This window comes from Achromobacter sp. HNDS-1 (assembly GCF_040084795.1).
Taxonomy (GTDB): domain Bacteria; phylum Pseudomonadota; class Gammaproteobacteria; order Burkholderiales; family Burkholderiaceae_B; genus Achromobacter; species Achromobacter ruhlandii.
The window spans coordinates 2,000,908-2,019,098 of the sequence record NZ_CP157584.1; the positions used below are offsets into that span (position 1 = coordinate 2,000,908).

General features: G+C 69.0%; 16 protein-coding genes. 9 read left to right on the plus strand and 7 right to left on the minus strand.

Features of this window, described 5'->3' with window-relative positions:
* Positions 1-45: 45 nt before the first annotated feature.
* From ABFG95_RS09240 to ABFG95_RS09250, 3 genes are all read left to right on the plus strand, one after another.
* On the plus strand, positions 46-1,536 hold the full coding sequence (locus ABFG95_RS09240) for a helix-turn-helix transcriptional regulator (protein WP_049075632.1): 1,491 nt from the start codon (positions 46-48) through the stop codon (positions 1,534-1,536).
* 250 nt (positions 1,537-1,786) lie between these two features.
* Positions 1,787-2,812 carry a biotin synthase BioB gene (gene bioB, locus ABFG95_RS09245; RefSeq protein ID WP_348995781.1) on the plus strand — a complete coding sequence of 342 codons (1,026 nt, stop codon included), beginning with the start codon at positions 1,787-1,789 and terminating at the stop codon, positions 2,810-2,812.
* Positions 2,809-3,687 (plus strand): EamA/RhaT family transporter, encoded by an 879-nt coding sequence (locus tag ABFG95_RS09250; protein ID WP_175183325.1) that lies wholly within the window; start codon positions 2,809-2,811, stop codon positions 3,685-3,687. Before bioB ends, ABFG95_RS09250 begins: the two co-directional genes overlap by 4 nt.
* 16 nt (positions 3,688-3,703) lie before the next feature.
* On the opposite strand, the gene ABFG95_RS09255 is transcribed toward ABFG95_RS09250, so the two are convergent.
* Both ABFG95_RS09255 and ABFG95_RS09260 read right to left on the minus strand, forming a co-directional pair.
* Complete coding sequence (locus ABFG95_RS09255; protein WP_059272405.1) at positions 3,704-5,134, minus strand: MFS transporter; 1,431 nt, start codon at positions 5,132-5,134, stop codon at positions 3,704-3,706.
* A gap of 89 nt (positions 5,135-5,223) precedes the next feature.
* Positions 5,224-5,727 (minus strand): peroxiredoxin, encoded by a 504-nt coding sequence (locus ABFG95_RS09260; protein ID WP_049075637.1) that lies wholly within the window; start codon positions 5,725-5,727, stop codon positions 5,224-5,226.
* Positions 5,728-5,957: 230 nt separating this feature from the next.
* Between ABFG95_RS09260 and ABFG95_RS09265 the strand changes: the two genes are divergently transcribed.
* Complete coding sequence (locus tag ABFG95_RS09265; RefSeq protein WP_278992004.1) at positions 5,958-6,383, plus strand: hypothetical protein; 426 nt, start codon at positions 5,958-5,960, stop codon at positions 6,381-6,383.
* Positions 6,384-7,260: 877 nt separating this feature from the next.
* Here the strand turns inward: ABFG95_RS09265 and ABFG95_RS09270 are convergent.
* Together ABFG95_RS09270 and ABFG95_RS09275 are read right to left on the minus strand one after the other, a co-directional pair.
* Positions 7,261-8,145 carry a dienelactone hydrolase family protein gene (locus ABFG95_RS09270; RefSeq protein WP_059272407.1) on the minus strand — a complete coding sequence of 295 codons (885 nt, stop codon included), beginning with the start codon at positions 8,143-8,145 and terminating at the stop codon, positions 7,261-7,263.
* Between the two features lie 62 nt (positions 8,146-8,207).
* Positions 8,208-11,978 carry a DUF748 domain-containing protein gene (locus tag ABFG95_RS09275; RefSeq protein ID WP_348995782.1) on the minus strand — a complete coding sequence of 1,257 codons (3,771 nt, stop codon included), beginning with the start codon at positions 11,976-11,978 and terminating at the stop codon, positions 8,208-8,210.
* Positions 11,979-12,306: 328 nt separating this feature from the next.
* On the opposite strand from ABFG95_RS09275, the gene moaC reads away from it, so the two are divergent.
* From moaC to glp, 5 genes are read left to right on the plus strand one after another with little or no spacing between them, the layout of a single operon-like run.
* On the plus strand, positions 12,307-12,795 hold the full coding sequence (moaC, locus tag ABFG95_RS09280) for a cyclic pyranopterin monophosphate synthase MoaC (protein ID WP_049075645.1): 489 nt from the start codon (positions 12,307-12,309) through the stop codon (positions 12,793-12,795).
* On the plus strand, positions 12,776-13,027 hold the full coding sequence (locus tag ABFG95_RS09285; protein ID WP_020926652.1) for a MoaD/ThiS family protein: 252 nt from the start codon (positions 12,776-12,778) through the stop codon (positions 13,025-13,027). The genes moaC and ABFG95_RS09285 overlap by 20 nt, the downstream gene beginning before the upstream one ends.
* Before the next feature lie 5 nt (positions 13,028-13,032).
* Positions 13,033-13,515, plus strand: coding sequence for a molybdenum cofactor biosynthesis protein MoaE (locus tag ABFG95_RS09290; RefSeq protein WP_054417111.1), 483 nt, complete (start codon positions 13,033-13,035; stop codon positions 13,513-13,515).
* Entirely contained in the window at positions 13,512-14,036 is a 525-nt protein-coding gene (gene moaB / locus ABFG95_RS09295) for a molybdenum cofactor biosynthesis protein B (protein ID WP_049075648.1), read from the plus strand. Before ABFG95_RS09290 ends, moaB begins: the two co-directional genes overlap by 4 nt.
* Positions 14,037-14,041: 5 nt before the next feature.
* On the plus strand, positions 14,042-15,247 hold the full coding sequence (gene glp / locus ABFG95_RS09300) for a gephyrin-like molybdotransferase Glp (RefSeq protein WP_049075650.1): 1,206 nt from the start codon (positions 14,042-14,044) through the stop codon (positions 15,245-15,247).
* Here glp and mobA read toward each other — a convergent pair.
* From mobA to ABFG95_RS09315, 3 genes are read right to left on the minus strand one after another with little or no spacing between them, the layout of a single operon-like run.
* Positions 15,232-15,855, minus strand: a complete 624-nt coding sequence (mobA, locus tag ABFG95_RS09305; RefSeq protein WP_082889689.1) for a molybdenum cofactor guanylyltransferase MobA — start codon at positions 15,853-15,855, stop codon at positions 15,232-15,234. The two genes, glp and mobA, sit on opposite strands and share 16 nt — an antisense overlap.
* Positions 15,848-16,942, minus strand: coding sequence for a GTP 3',8-cyclase MoaA (gene moaA, locus ABFG95_RS09310; protein ID WP_054500964.1), 1,095 nt, complete (start codon positions 16,940-16,942; stop codon positions 15,848-15,850). Before moaA ends, mobA begins: the two co-directional genes overlap by 8 nt.
* Before the next feature lie 35 nt (positions 16,943-16,977).
* On the minus strand, positions 16,978-18,054 hold the full coding sequence (locus tag ABFG95_RS09315) for a substrate-binding domain-containing protein (RefSeq protein WP_348995783.1): 1,077 nt from the start codon (positions 18,052-18,054) through the stop codon (positions 16,978-16,980).
* Positions 18,055-18,191 lie beyond the last annotated feature (137 nt).

Below are 18,191 nucleotides of genomic sequence, written 5' to 3' on the forward strand. Positions count from 1 at the left end.
GCAACGCATCCTGTGCGCTTGTGCCAGCCAAGCCAAGAGGCCCACGTGACCGCCAGCAACGCCGCTCCACATGCCCACCGCCAGCACCTGCAACGCATCATCGCTGGCTTGAACGAAGGTATCATCCTGCTCGAAGCCGACGGCGCCATCGCCTGGGCCAACGCCAGCGCGCTGGCGCTGCACGGGGCCGACACGCTGGACGCCCTGGGACAGACGCCCGCGGGCTACCGCAAGCGCTTCGCCCTGACCTACCGCAACCACCACCGCGTGCCGGCCAGGCAGTATCCGCTGGATCGGCTGGCCGCCGGCGTGGCGTTCGACGAGTTGCTGCTGGACCTGACGCGCAAGGACGACGCCGACTTCCTGCGCAACATCCGCGCGCGCGGCCTGTTGCTCGAAGACGACGGCGCGGACTACCGCGTGCTGATCCTGGACGACCAGACCGAGGCCTTCAACGCCGAACAGCGCTTCGAACGCACCTTCGCCGCCAATCCCGCGCCGGCGCTCATCTGCCGGCTGTCCGACCTGCGCTATGTGAAAGTGAACCAGGGCTTCCTGGACATGACGGGCCTGCCACGCGAAGCGGTGTTGGGCAAATCGGCGTACGAACTCGACGTGCTCGATGGCGGCGAGGACAAGGACGACGCAGTGGCCAAGCTGAACGCGGGCCTGACCATCAGCCAGCGCGAGGGCGTGCTGCGGCTGGGCGATGGAGCGCCCCGGTTCGTCATCGTCGCCGGCCAGCCCATCGACATGCAGGACGAGCCCTGCATGCTGTTCACCTTCATCGACCTCGAAAAACGCAAGCGCGCCGAAGAAGCCCTGCAACATAGCGAGGAACGCTTTTCCAAGGCATTCCGCCTGGCGCCGGTGCCCATGGCTTTGTGCGAGGGCGATTCGCTGCGCGCGCTGGATTTCAATGACGCCTTTGCGCAGGCGGTGGGCGTATCGTCCCGGGACGGCGTCGGCCAGGAACTGACGGCGCTGGGCCTGCGTCCGTCCGAGGGCATGGCCGAGCGCCTGGCGCGCGGCGAAAGCATGCGCAGCCGCGAGGCCGCGCTGGTCACGGCCGACGGCGGCCAGCTCGACTGCCTGGTGTCGGCCGAACCGGTCATGATTGGCGGCGAACGCCGCCTGCTTCTTGTGATGCAGGACATCAGCGAACGCAAGCGCAGCGAGACCGAACTGCTGACCGCGATCGAGGCGGTGATGCAGGACACCTCCTGGTTCAGCCGCGGCATCATTGAAAAACTGGCCCAATTGCGCGCCCCGGCGCCGGCGCCGCGCGACGTGGCCGAACTGGCGCAGCTGACCGCGCGCGAACGCGAGGTGCTGGGCCTGCTGTGCCAGGGCCACGATGACGACGGCATCGCGCGCCACCTGCGCCTATCGCGCAACACGGTGCGCAACCATGTGGCCACCATCTACAGCAAGATCGGGGTGCACCGGCGCAGCGCAGCCATCGTCTGGGCCCGCGACCGCGGCATCACCGGCCACGAGAAGCCGCGCGCGCGCGGCAAGTCCGACCCGGGCTGACGGCCAGCGCTCAGAATTTACAATTTGAATCAAAATAATCGGGGGTGGCGGCTGCGCGAAGATGCCGCCGCGTTAGATTCCGCCCGCCCCTAAAAAACGCCTTTTCCCGCGAAACCGGCGACAACACATCGCCAAAATCGCCTCCGGACACCAGATTGCGCAAACCCTGCGCAGCTTCATACGATCCGCCGATCAAGCCGCCCCCTCGGGCCGGCGGCGAGATCCCCGCAAGCCTTCCTGGAGTCCGTTCATGCAGACCGCCTACATTCCCGTTCCCAAGCCGCCCAAGCCGCAGCCCGCGTCCGCGTGGAGCAGCGCCGCCGTGATGGAACTCTACGACTTGCCGTTCATGGACCTGGTGTATCGCGCCCAGCAGACGCACCGGGCCCATTTCGATCCCAACGGCATCCAGCTGTCGAGCCTGCTGTCGATCAAGACCGGCGGCTGTCCCGAGGACTGCGGCTACTGCTCGCAGTCGTCGCGCTACGACACGGGCCTGGAAGCCGAAAAGCTGATGCCGCTGGACGAAGTGCTGGCCGCGGCCCGCGCCGCGCAGGCCGGCGGGGCGCAGCGCTTCTGCATGGGCGCGGCCTGGCGCAGTCCCAAGCCGCATCATCTGGAAGCCGTGGCGGAGATGGTCAGCGCGGTCAAGGCACTGGGCCTGGAAACCTGTGTCACCCTGGGCATGCTGCGCGAGGGCCAGGCCGAACAACTCAAGGACGCCGGCCTGGACTACTACAACCACAACCTGGACACCGCGCCCGAGTTCTACGGCAAGGTCGTCACCACCCGCACCTACCAGGACCGCCTGGACACCCTGGAACGGGTGCGCGGCGCCGGCATCAACGTCTGCTGCGGCGGCATCGTCGGCATGGGCGAATCGCGCCAGGAGCGCGCCGGCCTGATCGCGCAGTTGGCCAAAATGGAGCCCTACCCCGAATCGGTGCCGATCAACAACCTGATGCGGGTGGAAGGCACGCCGCTGGCCGATGCCGAGCCGCTCGATCCGTTCGAATTCGTGCGCACCATCGCGGTGGCGCGCATTACCATGCCGCGCGCCATGGTGCGTCTGTCGGCCGGGCGCGAAGCCATGGACGACGCCATGCAGGCCCTGTGCTTCATGGCCGGCGCCAATTCGATGTTCTATGGCGACGTGCTGCTGACCACCGGCAATCCGCGCATGGAGGCTGACCAGCGCCTGCTGCAACGCCTGGGCATGCGCATCGATGCGACCCAGCAGGCCCACGCCCACCAGGACGTGGCCGCATGCCGCTGACGCCCGGCCTGTCCTACCTGCTGGCCAGCGTCGCCTGCAGCGTCGCCGTGGCGGCGATGCTGAAGCTGGCGCGGCGCTGGCAGGTGGACGTGCGCCAGGCCATCATGGCCAACCATGCGGTGGCCGCCCTGCTCTGCTGGGCCGTGCTGCGGCCGGATCCAGCCGCGCTGCTGACCCCGCGGACGCCGTGGCTGGTGCTGGCTGCGCTAGCCGTGCTGCTGCCCAGCGGCTTCATGGCGATGGCGCTGGCTGTGCGCCATGCCGGCGTGGTGCGCAGCGACGCGGCGCAGCGGCTGTCGCTTTTCATCCCGCTGCTGGCGGCATTCCTGCTGTTCGGCGAGCCGGTCAGCGGCCGCAAGCTGGGCGCCATCGCCCTGGCCTTCGCCGCCCTGTTCTGCCTGCTGCGCCGCGCGGCGCCGGCCTCGGGCGCGGCCGATCCCGCCGATGCGGGGTCACGCCGTGCGCAGTGGCTGTGGCCGTTGGCGGTATGGGTGGCCTATGGGGTGGTGGACATCCTGTTCAAGCAGGTCGCGCGCGCCGGCACCGCGTTCGCGGGCGGGTTGCTGCTGGCGTTCGCGCTGGCGTGCGCGCTGATGCTGGCCTACCTGCTATGGCGCCGCGCGCGTTGGGCGCCGCGCCACCTGGCGGCCGGCGTGGCGCTGGGCGCGGTGAATTTCGGCAACATCATCACCTACATCCGCGCGCATCAGGCCTTGCCGGACCATCCCGCGCTGGTGTTCGCCGCCATGAACATGGGGGTGATCTCGCTGGGTACGCTGGTCGGCGCCCTGGCGTTCCGCGAACCGCTCAGCCGCGTCAACGGGCTGGGATTGGCGCTGGCGCTGGCGGCCATCCTGCTGATGGCGCCGTGGTGAACGGGCGCCTTCAACCTCAGGTGCCGGTGCGCGGCTCACGCGCCGGCTCGTCGGCCTGAAGCGCCTCGGCGGCATCCGGCTCGGCCGGCCGGGCGGCAACGCCCGACGCCGGGTCGACGGCGCCACCGGGCGGGTCGACGGCGCCAGCGCCTTCCACCGGCGCCGGAGCCGCCGCGGGATCAGGCTGGACCATCTCGATGCCGATGTCGTTCTCGACATCGACGCGGGGGTCGAGCACGGCGGCCGCCGGCGAGCTTTGCAGCGTGTCGGGCATGGGCACGAAGTGCACCGGCGCCTCGTCGACCTGGTGCGCGCCGGTGACGCGGGTGGGACGCACCTGCCACACCAGGATCAGGGCGCAGGCCGAGATGAACACGTAGTACATGCTGTGGCCGGCCACCGACATCAGCACCCCGGCGATCATGGGGCCGACGCAGGCGCCCACGCCGTAGGTCATGAGCAGCACGGCCGACAGGCTGACACGGCGTTCGGATTCGACGTGGTCGTTGGCGAAGGCGGCGCCCAGCGGATACAGGGTGAACTGCAGGATGCCGAAGGCGCACGACAGCAGCACCAGCGCCCAGAACGGCAGCGTCAGCCAGCCCCACATGACGACGGGCAGCAACACCAGCAGCATCGCATTGAAGCGGATCAGGCCGGCGCGGTTGATGCGATCGGACAGCCAGCCCATGGGCCATTGCGACAGCAGGCCCGCGGTGACGGCGGCGGCGACGAAGATGGCGGCCTGCGAGGTGCTCATGCCGTGCTTGGCGCCGTAGACGGCGGCCAGGCCGTAGAAGGCGCCGGACAGGTTGCCCGCCACGAACAGCACGGTCATGGACAGCGGCACGCGCCGCATGAAGAAGCGGATGTCGAGCGCGGCCGGCAGGGGCGTGGGCGGATGCGAGCGCGCCGTGACGGCGATCGGCACCAGGCACAGCACCAGGCACATGGCCACCAGCGTCAGCGGCCGCAGGTCGAGCGTGGCGTAGGCGGTCAGGGCCAGTTGCCCCAGCACCGTGCCCAGGCCGGACACCACCATATAGACGGAGAACACGCGTCCGCGCTGATGGTTTTCGGTCTGTTCATTGAGCCAGCTTTCGATGACCATGAATTCGGTCACCATGACGATGCCGGAGATGACGCGGAACACCAGCCACAGCGGCATGGAGTCGACCAGCGTCTGCGCCAGGATCATGCTGGTGGCGACGGCGGCACAGGCAACGAAGGCGCGGATGTGGCCGACGCGGATGATGAGCTTGTGCCCCAGCCGCGCGCCGCACACCAGGCCCAGGTAATAGCCGGCGATCAGGGCGCCGATCCAGATCTCGCTGACGGACTGCGCGGTCAGCCTCAACCCCATGTAGGTGTTGAACAGACCGGTGCCGATGAGCATCAGCAGGGTCGCGAAATACAGCGACGAGAAAGAAGAAATGGTTGCGAGCATGGCGTCTGGCTACCTCTGCCGGGAGGTAGCGGCGCGGACCGCCAGGGCGGCCCGCGCATTGAGCGATGAAACAGGAACTGCGCGGGAAATCAGAGTTGCGACAGCAGGGTCGCGGCGTCGCTGACTTCGAACTTGCCGGGGCCTTCGACGTTCAATTGCTTGACCACGCCGTCGACGATCAGGGCCGAATAGCGCTGCGAGCGCACGCCCATGCCGCGCTGGATCAGGTCCAGCTCCAGGCCCAGGGCCTTGGTCCAGAGGGCGGAACCGTCGGCCAGCATGCGCACCTTGCCGGCGGTCTTCTGTTCGCGGCCCCAGGCGCCCATGACGAAGGCGTCGTTGACGGACACGCACCAGATTTCATCGACGCCCTTGGCCTTCAGGGCGGCGGCCTGCTCGACGTAGCCGGGCAGGTGCTTGGCCGAGCAGGTCGGCGTGAAGGCGCCGGGCAGCGCGAACAGGGCGATGGTCTTGCCGCGGGTCAGGTCGGCGACCTGGAAGGCGTTGGGGCCGAGCGAGCAGCCTTCGCTTTCGGTTTCGATGAATTCGGTCAGGGTGCCATCGGGCACGCGATCGCCGACTTTGATGCTCATGGGGAAATCTCCAGTGTTGGGGGTGTTGCATTGGGGCGGACGTGCCCCACAGCCCTCATCATAGTTCGTGTCTGTTGCGCTTGCTGGCCCGGCGGACAGATCGGGAAAGAAACCCGCACAGTCTGAAACGACTCCACACGCGGGGCGGCGCGGGGTTCGTTGCCATAATGTGGGCGTGTTCAATGCCCGGGCGCGATGGCCGCGCGCGGGCGCTTTGCGGAGACAAACCGATGCGCAAGATGCTGATCGGCCTGGCCTATACGATGGCCGTGGCCGCCCCCGCCTGGGCCGCCCCCGACGCGGCCGAGCAGGCCCAGTTCGAATCGTTCGTGGTGGCGGCAGGCGCCTCCAACGGCGCGGCGCGTTCGTGCGGGGCGTCGGAACCCGACCTGGCGCAGCACCAGGCGACCTCGCGCAAGAACCTGGAGCGGTATGCGAAGGAATACGGGTTTTCGGCGGCGGGGTATGACGGGCTTTACGAGAAGGGGCTGGCGGATGGGACGCGGATGATGGAGGAGATGAAGCGGTCCGGCGTCGACGGGTGCCGGGGGGTGCTGGGGAGTTTTCAGAATGAGCGGGTGATTTCTTATGAGGATATGAAGGCGGCGTTGGCTGAGGTTAGTGATGGGTTGCCGGGGGAGAGCGCGGAGAAGTGAATTCTCTGCGGTTTTTTTTGGCTGGCGGGGGATTGAGTTCTTGAGCCGCCCGGCGGGACGGCGGCAGGCGGGGGCGGGGCTACGATTGCGGTCCGGAGCGTTCGCTCCGGACTGCCCCTGCCTCATCCTCGTCCTCGCCTTCGGCGACTCCTTCGGATTCCGTCGGGCGCATCTACACGCCCCACCCCCGCCTGCCGCCGTCCCGCCGGGCTCAAGATGTCTTGGTTTCCGCATCGCTGGGGAGGATGGGTGCTTGGCATGCTTGGCCACATCTACGGGGGCGGGAGGAGTTTGCAGGGCCCGCCAAAAGCCGGCCGCGCGGGCGGCCTTTTTTGGCTTACGCGGGGTCTTGCAGGTCAGGATGAACGCTGCGCGCGTGGGCAAGCTTGGTTTCGAAGCTCGTGGGCGACGTGGCTTTGGAGCTTGTGGAATTGGCTTTGGAGCTTTTGGGCGCCTGGCTTTGAAACTGCGTCGCGCGTTCACGTTCCCGTGTGACATGAAGGATCGCGGCGTTTGACCTGTATCTCCCTCGTGCCGCCCCCCCCCACTCGCGCGCAGCGCCGCTCTCACGACGCGCCGCTAAAGCGTATGCCAGGACCGGCTGCCCGCGCAGCCGGTCCTGGCGGGCGACGCAAACTCTCTCCCCTCCCTCCGCCCGAGCGGCCTCACCCATGCAGATGTCGGTAGCCCCTGGCGTCGGCCGGGCAGGCGGGGCGCAACCTCGATGCGCCCGAGGGAATCTGAAGGCCGTCGCCGAAGGCGACAACGAAGATGACGAAGGGGCAGTCCGGAGCGAACGCTCCGGACCGCAATCGTGGGCGCGCCCCGCCTGCCCGGCCGACGCCAGGGGCGGCCTACGAAGAACAACCGTAACGCCTCACCCACCCAACCCATTCTGCTTGAACCAGTCCAGCATCCTCTGCCAAGCCTGCTCCGCCTCGGCCTTGCGGTAACTCGGCCGATAGTCGGCGTGGAAGGCGTGGGGGGCTTCGGGGTAGACGTCGATGCGGGAGGCCTTGGCGGCGGCGGGGCCTTTGGCGAGTTCGATGCGCATCTTGTCGACGTCTGTCAGGGGAATGCCGGCGTCCTTGCCGCCATAGGCGCCCAGGACCGGGGCCTTGAGGTCGTTGACCAGGCTCAGGACCGACTTGGGCTTGAGTTCGCTCGGGTCGCCGCCCAACTGGCCGTACCAGGCGGCGCCGGCCTTGAGCTTGGGGTTGTGGGCGGCGTAGAGCCAGACCTGGCGGCCGCCCCAGCAGAAGCCGAGAATGCCAAGCTTGTCGTCGCTGCCGCCGTGGGCGGCGGCCCAGGCGACGGTGGCGTCGAGATCATCCCGCACCTGCTTGTCGGGCACCTTGCTGATGATCTCGGCCTGCAGCTTGGGGATGTCGGTGTATTTGGACGGATCGCCCTGGCGCGCGAACAGCTCGGGCGCGATGGCCAGGTAGCCCAGGTGGGCCAGGCGGCGGCAGACGTCCTGGATGTATTCGTGCACGCCGAAGATCTCGGACACCACCAGCAGCGTCGGCAGGTTCTTCTTGCCGGCGGGCGCGGCGCGGTAGGCGGGCATCTTGCCGTCGGCGGTGGGAATGTCCACCTTGCCGGCGGTCAGGCCGTTGGCGTCGGTCTTGATGGCGGTCTGCGCGACGGCGGGGCCGGCGGCCAGCGAGAAGCCGGCGGCGACCGTGGTGGCGATGAAGCCACGGCGGTCCAGCTTGAGGGGCGGCAGCAGGCTGTCGAAATGCGCGTCCTGGTCTTTCATCATGCATCTCCGGGCAAGGGACGGCCGCCGGACGCGGCCGCGTCCTGGCGAACCGCCGGGGTTCACTTCAGGGAGAAGTCCACGCGCGAGGGCAGGCCCTCGTCCTTGATGCCATCGGCGTCCAGTTGCGGGGCAACGATGAACACGCGATCCGCGAGTCCTTCCTGGGCTTGCAGCTTCTCGTACACCGCTTGCGCGCGCGCGTCGGCCAGTTGGCGCAACTGCTCGTCGCCCACCGGGGCCGCGGCGCGCAGCATCTCCTCCATCTGTTGCGGCGGCACGGACTTGGCCATGCCGATGAAATTGCGCGGCTTGTCCTTGAGGTCGGTGTCGTCGTAGACCTTTTCCAGGTACTTGGCGCGCTCGGCGCCCGAGACCTCGACGCCGGCCGGGTTCGGCTTCTTGCCGCGCGGGGCGACGTCGCGGGCCTTGGCCAGGCGGATCTGGGCGTCGACCCAGGCCTGGCGCAGGCCGTCCAGGTCGGTCTTGGGATCGGCGCGGCCGCTCAGGTCCATCTTGAGCGCGGGGCGGTCGACCAGCGCCTTGGTCAGGGTGTCGATGCGCTGCAAGGTGTCTTCGGTGAGCGCGGCGCTGCCGGGCGCGAATTCCACGTACGACAGTTCCTCGCCGCCGCCAAAGGCCGACGCCAGCAGGCTGAAGGGCGAGGTGACGGCCTTGACCACCAGGTTCAGCAGCACCCGCACGACGATGCCGCCGACCGAGAACTCGGGGTCGTCGAGCGAACCGGAGATCGGCAGGTTGATGTCGATGTTGCCGCGCGAGTCCTTCAGCAGGGCCACGGCCAGCAGCACCGGCAGCTTGGTGGCGTCGGGGCTGTTGGTCTTGTCGCCGAAGGTCAGCTGGTTCAGCACCACGTGGTTGGTGGCCAGCAGCGCGCGGTCCTTGATCTTGTATTCCAGGTCCACCGACAGCTTGCCGCGCTTGATCGGGTAGCCGACGTACTTGGCCGAGTAGGTGTTGAAGCGCGGCAGGTCCACGCCCTTGGCCGAGGCCTTCAGGTCAAGCGACAGGTACTTGGCGAACGGCTGCACCACGCCGCTGATCGACAGGGGCGCGGTGGTGTAGACGCGGCCGGTGACCTTGACCTTGGCGGGCTGCGGGTTGGTGGACGACACCGCCGTGATGGAACCGTCGATGCTGGACAGCTCGGCCACGTAGTTGGGCTTGACGAAGCGGTCGGTGAAGGTCATGCGGCCGCGCGTCAGCGTGACGCTGTTGAGCGAGATATCCGGCATGCCGCCGCCCTTGGCCGCCGGCGCCGGCGGTTCGGCGCGCCGACCGGGGGTCTGCGTGTCCTGGGTAATGGAGCCGCCGGCCTGCCCGGGCGCGGCCACCAGGTCCATGACGTTCAGGCGGCCCTGGGCATTGAGCAGGATGCGGCCGTAGAAGTCGTCAAGCGCGATGTCGCCCAGGCCGGCGACGATCTTCTCGCCCGCCACCGAGACGTTCATGCCGGACAGGCCCAGGCGCTTCCAGTTGAGGAAGTCGTCCTTGTTGACGCGGTCCTGCAGGTCGACGTCGGTGATATCGACCCCGCCCTTCCAGCCGGCCTTCATCGGCGCGCTGCCGTTGGCGGCCGCGAATTCGGCGTCGCCCTTGGCGCCCAGCGTGATGGCGCGCACGGTGGCGTTCAGGCTGGAGGCGAAGTACGGCGCGAACGAGGCGACGTTCAGGCCGGACAGGTCGACCGACGTCTTGACGCTGAGCGGCTGCGGCGTGAAGGCGCCCTTCAGGTCGAGCTTGCCGCCGCCCTGGATGCCGGCCGCGGCCAGCGTGAAATTGCTGGCGCCCGGGCCCATGGCCAGGCGGTCGGCGGTGACGACCAGCTGCTGCAGCGCGACGTCGAGCGCGGGATTCAGGGTTTCGTCGCGCGCCTTGAACTGGGCCAGCTCGGCGCGCACGCCCGTGGCGGACGCATCGATGACGCCGTTCTTGTCCAGCACGTGCACCTGCGCGGTCAGCCCGAGGCGGCCGTCCTGCAACAGGATCGGCGACAGGCTGCGCACGGCCGGCGCGAACGGCGCCAGCGCGACGTTGCCCATGCGCAGCGCCAGCTCCAGCGACAGCGGTTGCAGCACCAGCGGGCCCTTGGCGCGGATCCAGCCGCCATCGGTGCTGTTGTCCACGGTCAGCCAGAGATTGATGGGTTCGCCCTTGACCTGCGGCAGCGCCACGCCCTCGACGGTGACGGCCAGGCCGGTCAGGGTGTAGTCGAGCTTGCTGATGGCGTCGGTGACGTAGAGCTCGCCTTCGTGGATGTTGAAGGCGTCCAGCGTCACCTTCCATTCGGCCGGCGCGGCGGGCTTGGGCGTAGCGTCGGTGGCGGGCGGGGTGTCGGTGGCGGCTGCGGCGGTCGGCGCGCCGTTGGGCGCGGCTGCGGTGGGCGTGGCGGCCGAGGCGGGTTGGGCGGGTTGGGCCGCCGGGGTCGGATGGCCGGCCGCGGGCGTGGATGCCTGGACGGCGGGCGCTGCCGGGCCGGGCCTGGCGGCCTGGGCGGGATCGGCCGTTGCCACGGCCGCCGGATTTGCCGCGGGCGCGCCCTTCGGCGTCGCCGGCTTGGCGGCGGGATCCGGGGCGGCCGGGTTGGCCGCGCCGGGCCTGGCGGGGTCGCCGGCGCCGGCGGTTGCCGTGGCAGCCTCAGGACGACCCGCGACGGCGGTCGCGCCAGCCGCTGCCGGCCGGGCGGCGGCGTCCGGTTTCGCCGCCGGCGTCCCCGCGGCTTGGGCCGCCGGCGCCGGGCCGCCCAACTGCTTGAGCTTGTCGACCACGTCCTGCCAGTTCAGGTGCTGGTTGCTGTAACGGCGCGCATACACCTGCGGCGCCCACAGGTCGACGCTGCCCACGTACACCTGGCGCGCGATCGGTTCGAGTTCGAGGCGGGTGACGGTCAGCGCGCTCCAGGCCGCCAGGCTCTCGCCGGCGCTGTCGCGCAGGTCGAACTGGCGCAGGCCCAGGTCGCCGACCACGCGGATCTTGGGCGGCGCGTCCTTGGGCTGCTCGAACACGACCTGCAGGTTCGAGTCGAGCAACGCGCGTTCGAGCTTGAACGGCAGCGGCATGGGCCAGACGTCGGCCCATTTTTCCAGTTGCAGGCCGCTGAAGGCCACCCGCAGCGTCGACGACGGCACCTTGTCGAAAGGCCGCGCCACGCCGGTCAGGTCGAACGGGCTGCCGTTGATGCGCAGGTGCAGGCGCGGCTGCACGTCGATGTCGGTGGCATAGCCGAAGGTGGAGATGAACGGCACGCCGATGGCCAATTCGTCCACCACCTGCTTGCGGCCGGTGACTTTGTCATCGAGCGTGATGACGCCGCCCTCGATCACCATGTTGTTCAGCGAGAAGCGCGGCAGGCCTTCATCGGGCTTGGGCGGCTCGTCCGGCTTGGGGGCCGTCATCTCGGCCACGCGCTGCTGCACGTCGGAGAAGTTGAAGCGGGTGACATCCTCGCGCACGATCGACAGCGTCGGCGAGCGCAGGGTGAAGCGGTCGACCACCGGCGCGAACCAGAACAGCGAGGTCCAGGCGGCGCTGACGTCCAGTTCCGAGGCCGTGAACAGGGGCGTCTGCGAGCCGGGCTGCGCCACGGCGAGATCCTGCGCGCGCACGGTCAGGGTGAAGGGATTGAAGGTGATCTTGCCGACGGCGACGTCGCGGCCCAGCATCTTGGCCACGTCCTGGGTCAGCACGTTGTGCAGCACCTTGGGCACCTGCCAGGCGGCGATGCCACAGAGAATCAGCGCCGTGGCCACGACGCCCAAGAGGATCTTGCCTAAGCGGCGGGTGAACCGGAACTTGGGCATCCGCAAGGGCATTGTGCGTCTCCTGGTACGAATCGAAGGTCATTATCGCGTCCTTCGAGCAAATTGGGGGGGCTTTTTGCAACGCGCCATCGCGGCGGCGGCGCCACAAGCGCAAATGCCCCCGCAGGGGCACGAAAGCACGCAAGCCACGGCCAGCGCGGCATCCCTGCGCGGCCTGAAAGCAGGTCCACGGGCGCGGCGCCCAGGCCAAGAAGGCCGCGCTTATCTTTCCTCAAAGCGCGGCGGCTGGCGGCTCGTCTATCATAGGCGCATCAGCGGCCCGCCACGGCCTGCCGGGACCGCTCTTTTCAATCATTAACAATTCTCGATCCCGATTCCCATGTCCACGCCCGCCCCCACCTTGAGCCACCTGGATGAAGCCGGCCAGGTCCGCATGGTCGACGTCATCGGCAAGACCGACACCGAACGCGTCGCCATCGCCACCGCCAGCGTCCGCATGAACGCGGTGGCCTACGGCCTGCTGACGCAGCCCGGCCAGGGCAAGGGCGAAGTGCTCAACACCGCGCGCGTCGCCGCCATCCTGGCGGCCAAGCGCTGCGCCGAGCTCATCCCCTTGTGCCACAGCCTGCCGCTGTCGTTCGTCGGCGTCGAATTCGCGCTGGACGACGCGGCGCACCGCATCGACATCCTGGCCACCTGCCGCACCAGCTACAAGACCGGCGTCGAAATGGAAGCCATGACCGCGTGCAGCGTCGCCGCGCTGACCATCTACGACATGTGCAAGGCGGCCGACAAGGGCATCGTGATCGAACAAGTTCGCCTGAAGTACAAGGCGGGAGGTAAAAGCGGTGAATGGCGCAACGATTAACCTGCTGTATTTCGCCCGCGTCGCCGAACTGGTCGGCAAGCGCGCGGAGGCCTGGCCGCTGGACGGCGAGTCCACCGGCGCGCAGTTGCTGGCCGCGCTTGGCGAACGCTATCCGCAGCTGGCGCCGGCCGGTCGCCTGAAGCTGGCCATCAACCAGACCCACGCCAAGCCGTCGGCGCCGATCCGCGCGGGCGACGAGGTGGCGGTGTTCGAACCCGTCACCGGAGGCTGAGCGCCATGGTCATCGTGCAGGAAGCCGACTTCGACGGCGCCGCGCTCACCGCCGCCCTGCGCGCCAGCGCCGGGCCGGGCGTGGGCGGCATCGTCACCTTCGTGGGCTACGTGCGCGACTACGCGCCGGACACGCCCACCGACACGCTCTACCTCGAACACTACCCCGGCATGTGCGAGCGCGAGCTCGAAGACATCGCCGCCACCGCCCGCGCGCGCTGGAACCTGGACGGCACGGTGATCGTGCACCGGGTCGGCGCCCTGGCCCGCAATGCCCAGATCGTGTTCGTGGCCGCGGCCAGCGCCCATCGCGGCGACGCCTTTCGCGGCTGCGAATTCATCATCGACGCGCTCAAGACCCGCGCGCCCTTCTGGAAGCGCGAGACCCTGGCGGGTGGCGACAGCTTCTGGGTGGAACAGCGCCAATCCGACCAGGACCGCACGCAGTCCTGGGACGCCGACACCCCGACCCCCAAGGAGACTCCATGAACGACGCCTCCCCCGTCTCGCTGGCCTGCGCCGTGCTGACGGTCAGCGACACCCGCAGCGCCGGCGACGACACCTCCGGCAACCTGCTGGCCAACAGCCTGGCCCAGGCCGGCCACCAATGCGTGCGGCGCGACATCGCCAAGGACAACCTCTACCAGATCCGGCGCGTCATCAGCGACTGGATCGCCGACCCCGAGGTGCAGGTCATCCTGACCACCGGCGGCACCGGCTTCTCGCACGGCGACCACGTGCCGCAGGCCATCCTGCCGCTGCTGGACCGCGAGATTCCCGGCTTCGGCGAACTGTTCCGCCAGATCTCCTACGAGGAGATCGGCAGTTCCACCATCCAGTCGCGCGCCTTTGCCGGCGAGGCCAACCAGACCCTGCTGTTCTGCCTGCCCGGTTCGAACAACGCCTGCGAAACCGCCTGGAACCGCATCATCCGCGAGCAGCTCGACAGTGGCCACCGCCCCTGCAATTTCGCCACGCACTTCCAACCCCGCGACCAAGAAGACCACTGATACCCATGCTGGATTTCGACCAAGCCCAGACCCTGCTGGCCAACGCGGCCGCCCCCCTCGCGCGCCGCGAACACGTCGGCCTGGACGAAGCGCCCGGACGCGTGCTGGCGGCCGACCTTGACGCCACGGTGGACATTCCGCCGGCCGACAACAGCGCCATGGACGGCTACGCGCTGCGCCTGGCCGACTGGCAGCCGGGCGCGCGCCTGCCGATCCAGCAGCGCTGCTATGCCGGCGACACGCCCGAGCCGCTCAAGCCCGGCCACGCCATCCGCCTGTTCACCGGCAGCCTGATCCCCGCAGGCGCCGACGTGGTGGTGATGCAGGAAGACACGCACGAGGCCGACGAGCAGGTCGAGATCACGCGCCAGCCCCGTCCCGGCCAGCACATCCGCCTGCGCGGCGAAGACACCCTGGCCGGCGCCCCGCTGCTGCCCGCCGGCACGCAATTGCAGGCCGCCCACGTGGCGCTGCTGGCCTCGCAGGGCCTGGCCAGCGTGCCGGTCTACGGCCGCCTGCGGGTGGGCATCCTGACCACCGGCGACGAGCTGGTGGCGCCCGGCGGCGCGCGCGAACCAGCGCAGATCTACAACTCCAACGGCCCGATGCTGGCGGCGCTGGTGCGCGGCATGGCCGCCGAGCCGGCCTTGGTGCTGCATGCCCGCGACACCGAGGACGACCTGCGCGGCGCTTTCAAGACGCTGCTGGCCGAATGCGACCTCGTGCTGAGCGTCGGCGGCGTGTCGGTCGGCGAGCGCGACCTGGTCAAGCCGGCCCTGGCCGCGCTGGGCGGAGAACTGTCGCTGTGGAAGGTGCGCATGAAGCCGGGCAAGCCGGTGGCGCTGGCCATGATCGGCGACAAGCCGGTGGTCAGTCTGCCGGGCAATCCGGTGTCGGCCTACGCGGTGTTCGCGATGCTGGTGTCGCCGCTGGTGCGCCGCATGCAGGGCCGCGAGGAACTGTTCCCGCCGGTGAGCCGGCTGCCGCTGCGCACCGAGCATCCGCGCCTGGACAGCCGCGAGGAATTCCTGCGGGTGCAGCGCCGCGCCGCCGACGACGGCAACGCCGAGCTGGTGCCGTACGGCCACCAGGGGTCGGGGGTGATCAGTTCATTGCCGTGGTCGACCGGCCTGGCGCGCCTGCCGGCCGACGTGCAGGTGCAGGACCGCGACCGCGTGCCCTACTACGACCTGCGTCACTGGCTGGCGTAGCGCTCGGCCGCCGCCAGTTCCTCGGGCGTGTTCAGGTTCATGAACGCGCCGGGCGCGTCATCGAACGGCGCGCCCACGCCTCCCACACGCGACTGCCACAGGCCGACCTTGCGTTCGCCGGCCGCGAGATAATCGCGCAGCGCCGGCAACAGCGACGCGCGCAGCGCCATGCAGGCCGGGTGGCGCTGGCCGCCGGCCACCGCATAGGCCAGCGGCGCCCCCGCCGCTTGCGCCGCCGCGATCAGGCGCTGGGCCAGGTCGGCCGGCAGGAACGGGGTGTCGCATGGCGTCACCACCAGCCACTCGCACGGCGCGGCCGCCGCCAGGCCGGCGGCCAGGCCCGCCAGCGGCCCCTGCCAGGCGCCCAATTCATCGGTATCGTCGGCCACCACCCGCCCATAGCGCGCGTAGCTGTCGGCATTGCGGTTGGCGCTGAGAAGCAGCGGCCCGACCTGCGGCGCCAGGCGCCGCGCCACGTGCGCCACCAGCGGCTCGCCACGCAGCAGGACCAATCCCTTGTCGCTGCCCCGCATGCGCGAGCCCTGGCCGCCGGCCAGGATCAGGCCGGCCACCTGTTGCCGGTCGAAAACGGGCGCTGGGTCAACCACCGATGTAGCTCATCTCGACCTTGCGGGCCGGGTCGGCCATGTTGCGGCCACGCTGTTCGGAATAGTTGTCGCCGCGGGCGGCCCAGATTCCAGTGAGGATGGCGGCCAGTTCGTCGTCGCTGGCGCCGTCGCGCAGCGGCGCGCGCAGGTCGTGGCCTTCGTGGCCGAACAGGCACAGGAACAGCTTGCCTTCCGGCGACAGGCGCGCGCGCGTACAGCCGCCACAGAAGGCATGGGTGACGCTGGAAATGACGCCGATCTCGCCGCCGCCGTCGCGATAGCGCCAGCGCTCGGCGACGCGGCCCATGTCGTCGGTGGAGATCGGTTCCAGCGGGTGAATCGCGCCGATGCGCGCCAGCACTTCCTCGCTGGGCACCACTTCAGTCAGGTTCCAGCCGTTGGTGTTGCCCACGTCCATGTATTCGATGAAACGCAGGATGTGGCCGCTGCCGCGGAAGCGCTCGGCCATTGGCAGGATCTGCGCGTCGTTCAGGCCGCGCCGCACCACCATGTTGACCTTGACGGGCGCCAGCCCGGCCGCGGCGGCGGCGTCGATGCCGCGCAGCACGTCGTCGGGCGTGAAACCGCTGTCGCTCATGTCCTGGAACATGCTGGCGTCCAGCGCGTCCAGGCTGACCGTGACGCGCTTCAGGCCCGCGTCCTTGAGCACCGCGGCCTTGCGTTCGAGCAGGCTGCCGTTGGTGGTGAGCGTCAGTTCCAGCGGGTGGCCGGCGGGCGTGCGCAGCCCCGACAACAGGCCCACCAGGTTTTCCACATGCTTGCGCAGCAGCGGCTCGCCGCCGGTCAGGCGGATCTTCTCGACCCCCAGCCGGGTGAAGACGCCGGCCAGCCGCGCGATTTCCTCGAACGACAGCAGGTCCGCATGCCGCATGAAGACGTAGTTGGTGTCGAACACCTCGCGCGGCATGCAGTAGGTGCAGCGGAAATTGCAGCGGTCAGTGACCGAGATGCGCAGGTCGCGCAGCGGCCGCGCGCGCCGGTCGAGCGCGGGCTGGCCCGCGGGCGGCGGCGCCAGGGGCGCCGGACGCTCGGTGCGGCGATCAGCCAGGAGGATCACTTTGCTCATGGGAACATCATAGCCCGGCGCACACGACGGCGCGCCTAGGAAAATGCCTCTTCAAGGGTCTGCAGGCGGCCGGTATCGCGCGCGTCGTAGCCGACCAGCTGGCCGACGTAGCCGACGTAGTCGGGGCTGCGCATGATGGACAGCAGGTCGCGCATGGCGGGCGTCTCCAGCGCGTTCTTGCGGATGGCGAAGAAGTAGCGCTCGCGCACCAGCGGAATGAAATCCAGGCCGAAGCGGCAGGCGGCGGTCTCCACGCCCACGCCGGTGTCGGCCATGCCGCTGGCGATGTGGGCGGCGATCGCCATGTGCGTGAATTCGTTGGTTTCGTAACCCTGCACTTCACTGATCGAGACGCCGGCGCGTTGCAGCATCAGGCCGATCAGGTAACGGGTGCTGGAACCGATCTGGCGATTGACGAAGCGCACGTCCTGGCGCGCCAGGTCGGCGATGCCGTGGATCCGCTTGGGGTTGCCGCCGACGACGAACAGCCCGGTATTGCGCACCGCCAGATGAATCAGCAGGTACTCGTCGGCGTGCAGCCACTGGGCGTAGCGTTCCATGATCGGCGTCTCGAAGTCGCCCAGCGGCACCTGGAAGCCCGCCAGGTCGCATTCGCCGCGCTCGAGCGAAGCCAGCGCCTCGATCGCGGTGCGATAGCGCAGTTCCAGGCCGGGCTTGCGCCCGCCCATGTGTTCCATCAGCGATTCCACCGCGAACCCGTGGCTGGCGTGCAGCCGCAGGTGCGGACCGTTTTCCGGCAGCAGCCGCGCCAGTTCTTCCTGCAGTTCGGAGGCCAGGCTGTCGAGCGTGGGCATCAGCCGCGCCTCGATGCGGCGATTGGCCCACAGCAGGCGCTGCGCGAACGGCGACAGTTGCGTGCCCTGGCGCCGGTTGGTGATCAGCAGCTGGGTGCCGAAGATGCCCTCGAACCGCCGCAGCACGCCCCAGGCGTGCCGGTACGACAAATCACAGGCGCGGCAGGCGCCGGCGATGTTGCCGGTGGCGTCGATGGCGGCCAGCAGCGCCAGCATGTCCTGCAGCGGCACGGGGGCGCCGTCGTCTCCACCCAAGGTCCATTGCGGCCGCAGGCCGATTCGGAACTTATATGTCATTTATTTCTTATTGAAGGCGATTAATTACCTGTTTAGAGTACACAAATAACGCGAGGCAGGGGAAATTTATATGTTTTTCATTGCATATAAATCAACCTGACCTCCCATCACAACAGCCCCCACCCTACGGGGCCCAG

Excerpts from the sequence above, each read along its gene's own strand:
- bioB (WP_348995781.1), top strand. The coding sequence starts at position 1,787 with ATGCAGACCGCCTACATTCCCGTTCCCAAGCCGCCCAAGCCGCAGCCC.
- ABFG95_RS09255 (WP_059272405.1), bottom strand. The coding sequence starts at position 5,134 with ATGCTCGCAACCATTTCTTCTTTCTCGTCGCTGTATTTCGCGACCCTG.
- ABFG95_RS09260 (WP_049075637.1), bottom strand. The coding sequence starts at position 5,727 with ATGAGCATCAAAGTCGGCGATCGCGTGCCCGATGGCACCCTGACCGAA.
- ABFG95_RS09265 (WP_278992004.1), top strand. The coding sequence starts at position 5,958 with ATGCGCAAGATGCTGATCGGCCTGGCCTATACGATGGCCGTGGCCGCC.
- ABFG95_RS09270 (WP_059272407.1), bottom strand. The coding sequence starts at position 8,145 with ATGAAAGACCAGGACGCGCATTTCGACAGCCTGCTGCCGCCCCTCAAG.
- ABFG95_RS09275 (WP_348995782.1), bottom strand. The coding sequence starts at position 11,978 with ATGCCCTTGCGGATGCCCAAGTTCCGGTTCACCCGCCGCTTAGGCAAG.
- moaC (WP_049075645.1), top strand. The coding sequence starts at position 12,307 with ATGTCCACGCCCGCCCCCACCTTGAGCCACCTGGATGAAGCCGGCCAG.
- ABFG95_RS09290 (WP_054417111.1), top strand. The coding sequence starts at position 13,033 with ATGGTCATCGTGCAGGAAGCCGACTTCGACGGCGCCGCGCTCACCGCC.
- moaB (WP_049075648.1), top strand. The coding sequence starts at position 13,512 with ATGAACGACGCCTCCCCCGTCTCGCTGGCCTGCGCCGTGCTGACGGTC.
- glp (WP_049075650.1), top strand. The coding sequence starts at position 14,042 with ATGCTGGATTTCGACCAAGCCCAGACCCTGCTGGCCAACGCGGCCGCC.
- moaA (WP_054500964.1), bottom strand. The coding sequence starts at position 16,942 with ATGAGCAAAGTGATCCTCCTGGCTGATCGCCGCACCGAGCGTCCGGCG.
- ABFG95_RS09315 (WP_348995783.1), bottom strand. The coding sequence starts at position 18,054 with ATGACATATAAGTTCCGAATCGGCCTGCGGCCGCAATGGACCTTGGGT.